The sequence below is a fragment of the Halorubrum sp. CBA1125 genome (assembly GCF_009742825.1).
Classification (GTDB): Archaea; Halobacteriota; Halobacteria; order Halobacteriales; family Haloferacaceae; genus Halorubrum.
Genome location: NZ_WPCE01000218.1, coordinates 1 through 4401, shown reverse-complemented (window position 1 = coordinate 4401; position 4401 = coordinate 1). Strand labels below are relative to the sequence as shown.

General features: G+C 68.3%; 5 protein-coding genes, 1 tRNA gene and 1 pseudogene. 1 reads left to right on the top strand and 6 read right to left on the bottom strand.

The features are described from left to right. The 5 genes from thsB to GJ633_RS14405 all read right to left on the bottom strand — a co-directional run. Nucleotides 1-1294, bottom strand: a 1294-nt coding sequence (gene thsB / locus GJ633_RS14420) for a thermosome subunit beta (protein WP_156589370.1), incomplete at its 3' end; no start/stop codon positions are given. Between the two features lie 368 nt (nucleotides 1295-1662). Beyond that, nucleotides 1663-1830: a hypothetical protein gene (locus GJ633_RS17290; protein ID WP_197431360.1), complete on the bottom strand. Its 168-nt coding sequence runs from the start codon at nucleotides 1828-1830 to the stop codon at nucleotides 1663-1665. A gap of 161 nt (nucleotides 1831-1991) precedes the next feature. Then, nucleotides 1992-2073 (bottom strand) — tRNA-Ser (locus GJ633_RS14415). Nucleotides 2074-2100: 27 nt separating this feature from the next. Further along, the gene (locus tag GJ633_RS14410) at nucleotides 2101-2406 is read right to left on the bottom strand and encodes a hypothetical protein (RefSeq protein ID WP_321169102.1); all 306 of its coding nucleotides are present in this window, start codon (nucleotides 2404-2406) and stop codon (nucleotides 2101-2103) included. A gap of 9 nt (nucleotides 2407-2415) precedes the next feature. Next, nucleotides 2416-2796, bottom strand: coding sequence for a Rid family detoxifying hydrolase (locus GJ633_RS14405; RefSeq protein WP_156589368.1), 381 nt, complete (start codon nucleotides 2794-2796; stop codon nucleotides 2416-2418). 94 nt (nucleotides 2797-2890) lie between these two features. Between GJ633_RS14405 and GJ633_RS14400 the strand changes: the two genes are divergently transcribed. Continuing rightward, nucleotides 2891-3319 carry a zinc ribbon domain-containing protein gene (locus tag GJ633_RS14400; protein ID WP_156589367.1) on the top strand — a complete coding sequence of 143 codons (429 nt, stop codon included), beginning with the start codon at nucleotides 2891-2893 and terminating at the stop codon, nucleotides 3317-3319. 60 nt (nucleotides 3320-3379) lie between these two features. On the opposite strand, the pseudogene GJ633_RS14395 reads toward GJ633_RS14400, so the two are convergent. Beyond that, a pseudogene (locus GJ633_RS14395) lies at nucleotides 3380-4190 on the bottom strand (HesA/MoeB/ThiF family protein). Between the last annotated feature and the right edge of the window lie 211 nt (nucleotides 4191-4401).

Sequence of the window (4401 nt, the reverse complement as noted above, 5' to 3'; positions counted from 1 at the left end):
CGGCGAGCTGCTCGCGGCCGGAGACGGAGTCGGCGTAGTCGCGGAGCCGACGGGCCAGTTCGACCTCGATGGCGCCGCCGCCGGGGAGGGTGCGTCCGTCAGAGACGGTCGTCGCGACGACGTCGATGGCGTCCTCGATGCCGCGTTCGAGCTCGTCGACGACGTGCTCGGTCGTGCCGTACAGCAGGAGGGTGACGCCGTGGGAGTCTTCGCCCTCGACGTAGAACAGCCCCTCGTCGGCGTCGCGCTCGACGGAGCCGACCGCGAGGTCGTCGGCGGACAGCGAGTCGAGGTCGGTGACTATCGGCGCGCCGAGGACGTTCTTGAGGAACGCCAGGTCGGACTTCTTCGTCCGACGGATCGCTAAGATCCCCTCCTTCGCGAGGTAGTGCTGTGCGAGGTCGTCGATGCCCTTCTGACAGAAGACCACGTCGGCGCCGGACTCGACGATCGTATCGACCTTCTCGCGCAGCTGCGCTTCCTCCTGGTCGAGGAACTTCTGGAGCTGGTCGGGGGAGTCGACGTTGACGGAGGTGTCGACGTCGGCCTCCTCGACCTCGATCGGGTCGTTGAGCAGGAGGATGTTGGCGTCCTCGAAGTCGGTGGGCATGTCGTCGTGGACCGGGTCCTTGTCGACGACCGCTCCCGAGAGGAGATCGGACTCGCCGGCCGATCGACCCGTACGCGTCTCGATGTTGAGGTTCTGCAGGTCGACGACGTGCGAGCCGTCGTCGGCCTCGACGGTGATGCCCTGGACCGCGCGGACGACGAGGTCCGCGAGGACCTCTTTCTCCAGCTCAGCGCCCTTCCCGGTCATCGACGTCTCGGCGACGTTTTTCAGGGTCTCCGTGTCGTCGGGGTCGACCGCGGTGGCGACCTCGTCGACCTGCTCGCGGGCGTACTCGCTCGCGAGGTTGAATCCCTTGATGACCGCCGTCGGGTGGATGTCCTGTTCGAGGAGGTCCTCGGCGTTCTTCAAGAGCTCACCCGCGACCGCGACCGCGGTCGTGGTGCCGTCGCCGGCCTCGTCCTCCTGCGTCTCGGCGACTTCCACGATCATCTCGGCGGTCGGGTTGTCGATGTCCATCTCCTGGAGGATGGTTACCCCGTCGTTCGTGATGGTGACGTCACCCATCGAGTCGACGAGCATCTTGTCCATCCCTTTCGGCCCGAGCGTCGATCGAACGGCCTCGGCGACGCCGCGCGCCGCGGAGATGTTGTACTCCTGTGCGTCACGGTCCTTGACGCGCTGGGCGTCCTCGCCCATGATGATCATCGGCTGGCCCTGCTGCATTCGCTGGCTCATACAGCGTCTGATTGATTGTGATTCTATATAAAGGCATCGTTGAGCGTCGAGCGACCGGCGACGGGACCGGGTCACCGAGCGGGGCCGAAATCACCGTACACCGAGACGTTTCGTCGACACTTGTGCGGATAGTTAGCATGCGACTTCATCGGTACCGACACCGCGTCTCGTCGAGGTTTATATATCACCCGTACTGGCACCGCGTCTCGTCGAGCGGTCGCTCGCCCGATCGGTCTCACCCGGCGTCGGATGAGACCCGTAGCTACCGCTGGCGAATCGCTGACGGAACACCGAACACGGACGCAACGCCGGCTCTCAGCGAGCAAAAACCGAAACGGGAGATCGGCCGCGGGCGGTCACCGATCGAGTTCGTCGGCCTCGGAGAGATACTCCGAGTCGACGGTCTCGCGTGCCGGCTCCGGCGGTTCCTCGTCGGCGTCGAGTTCGCGTCGAGCGAGGTGGTCTTCGAGCTGCCGACGCTTGTTCTGCCCCTTCCGCTCGCGACCCGATTTCGTGTCTGGCATCGTCACCCATGAGAACACCTCCCACACACATGAATCTTGTGACGGCGGACAGAAACGTCGATGTCGACGGAGGGCGGCGTCAGCGAGCGCCGGAACGGAGCGACCCCACACGGAAGCCGGCCGATCGGACCCGCGGCTACGCGACGTATGACCGCGAAAAACGCCAGGAGAGGGATTTGAACCCCCGATCCCGGATGGGAACACGCTTTCCAGGCGTGCGCCTTACCACTCGGCCATCCTGGCTCTGATAAATCTACTCCCGTGAGACTGTTAAGTCCTTCTTTTCGCCCGCAGGCGATGCTCGGTGGCGTACGCGATCCCGCCCGACGCGACGGTGATCGCGACCGCGAAGACGGCGAGGCCGCCGTACCCGACCGGGAGATCGCCGACGGTCAACAGGAACCCCTGCGCGCACACGAGGAACGCGAACCCGCCGACGAATCCCCACAGCGCCGCCGACCGAGCGCGAGCGCGTCTCGTCGCGGGAACTCCGGGCGGCGAGTCACCGGTCTTCGAGCCGCGCTGGCCGCCCGCCTCCGACGCTCCCTCCTCGCCAGTCGCCGGATCGTCTCCCACGGCGACCACCTACTCGGTGACGGCGATCGCCTCGATCTCGACGCCGACGCCCTTCGGAAGCGCCCCGGCCTGCACCGCCGACCGCGCCGGCGGCGCCTCGTCGAAGTAGTCCGCGTACGTCTCGTTCATCGCCTCGAAGTCGTCGATGTCGGCGAGGAAGACGGTCGTCTTCAGTACGTCTTCCGGCGCCGCGCCCGCCTCCGCCAGCACGGCGAGGAGGTTGTCGAGTGCCTGCTCGGTCTGCTCGGCGATCGGCGCGTCGTCGAGTAGCTCGCCCTCGGGCGTGAGCGGGATCTGCCCGGCCGTGAACGCGAGTTCGCCGGTCGTCGTCGCCTGGCTGTACGCACCGACCGCCTCGGGAGCGGCGTTGGTGTGGACGATATCTTTCATGCGCGTTCCCCTTCGCGGGCGTCCCCAAAGAGCCTCCGGGACCGCGGCGATCCCACCGTCGCACCTATACGTCTCGCGTGCTAACAGATAACACATGACGGGAGAACAACTCGTCACGCTCGCCGCGATCCTCGGCGCGGTGACCGTGATCAACCTCGCGGTGGCGTGGGCGCTCGCCCGATGGGAGCGGACCCCGACCGAGCTGTTCGGAGAACTGGCTCCCGACGACCCGAGGACCGGCGAATCCGCGACCGGCGATCCCGGCGAGCCAGACGGACCCGCAATCGAGGAAACGCCCGGAACCGACGACGGAGTGGTCGCCGGCGCGTCGTTCGGTCTGTCGGACCCGGACGCGGGGGATCCACCCCCGCTCGAGGCCGACGGCGAGACCGTCGTCTGTCGCCACTGCGGGGCCGAGAACCGAGCGGGATACCGGTACTGCCGCTGGTGCGTCCGGGACGGCCTCGTCGAGGCGGGCGCCGGCGCGGCACCGGGGACGACCGCCACCCAGCGGTCGCTGTGACGCGACCGTGAACGGGCGCCCGCGCGGAACCAGCAGCGCGTTCGGGGGTCGGCCGGGCGGTCAGTCCGCGTCGACGCGGCAGCCGCCGCCGTAATCGATCCCCGCGATCGTCTCGATGCCGTCGTCGCCACAGACGGGACAGTCCGGGTTCCGCGCGTACGAGACCGTCTCGAAGCTCACGTCCATCGCGTCGTAGAACAGCATCCGCCCGCCGAGCGGCTCGCCGGCGTCCAAGAGGAGCTTGACCGCCTCGGTCGCCTGGATACAGCCGACGGTCCCCGGCAGGACGCCGAGCACGCCGGTGGTCGCGCAGTCGGGGACCGTTCCGGGCTCGGGCGGCTCGGGGAACAGACAGCGGTAGCAGGGCCCGTCGGGGAGCAGCGTGGTCGCCTGTCCCTCGAACTTGTAGATCGCGCCGTGGGCCACGGGCACCCCTTCGAGGCGCGCGACGTCGTTGACGACGTACCGCGTGCGGAAGTTGTCGGCGCAGTCGACGACCAGGTCGTACGCGCCGATCAGCTCGTGGGCGTTGTCGGCGTCGAGCCGCGTCTCGCGGCGCTCGACGTCGATATCCGGGTTGAGTCGCTCGACGTATCGCGCCGCCGACGCGACCTTGGGTTCCCCGATGTCGCTATCCCCGTGGATCACCTGTCGCTGGAGGTTCGAACGCTCGACGACGTCGTCGTCGACGATCCCGAGCGTGCCGACTCCCGCGGCCGCGAGTACTGGATGGCCGGCGCGCCGAGCCGCCCGCGCCGAGGACGAGCGCGCTGCCGTCGAGGAGCCGCCTCTGTCCCTCGGGGCCGACCTCGTCCATGATGATGTGTCTGGAGTAGCGGTCGAGCTGCGTGGCGTCGAGGGAGAGGCTCATACCGGGAGTGGGCGCGCGGCGGGTATAACCGCTTTCCCGACGGACGGACGCGACGAGTGGGGAGGAAAAGAGGCCGACACCCGACGGCGAGCCGAGCGCTCGCTGCTGCTCGGGTGTCAGCGCGGAGCCCACCGCCAACGCCCCGGCCGAGAGGTGCTCACAGGACCGCAGCCTCACGCCTCCCCAGCCTCGGCCTCGGCGATCCGCCGGA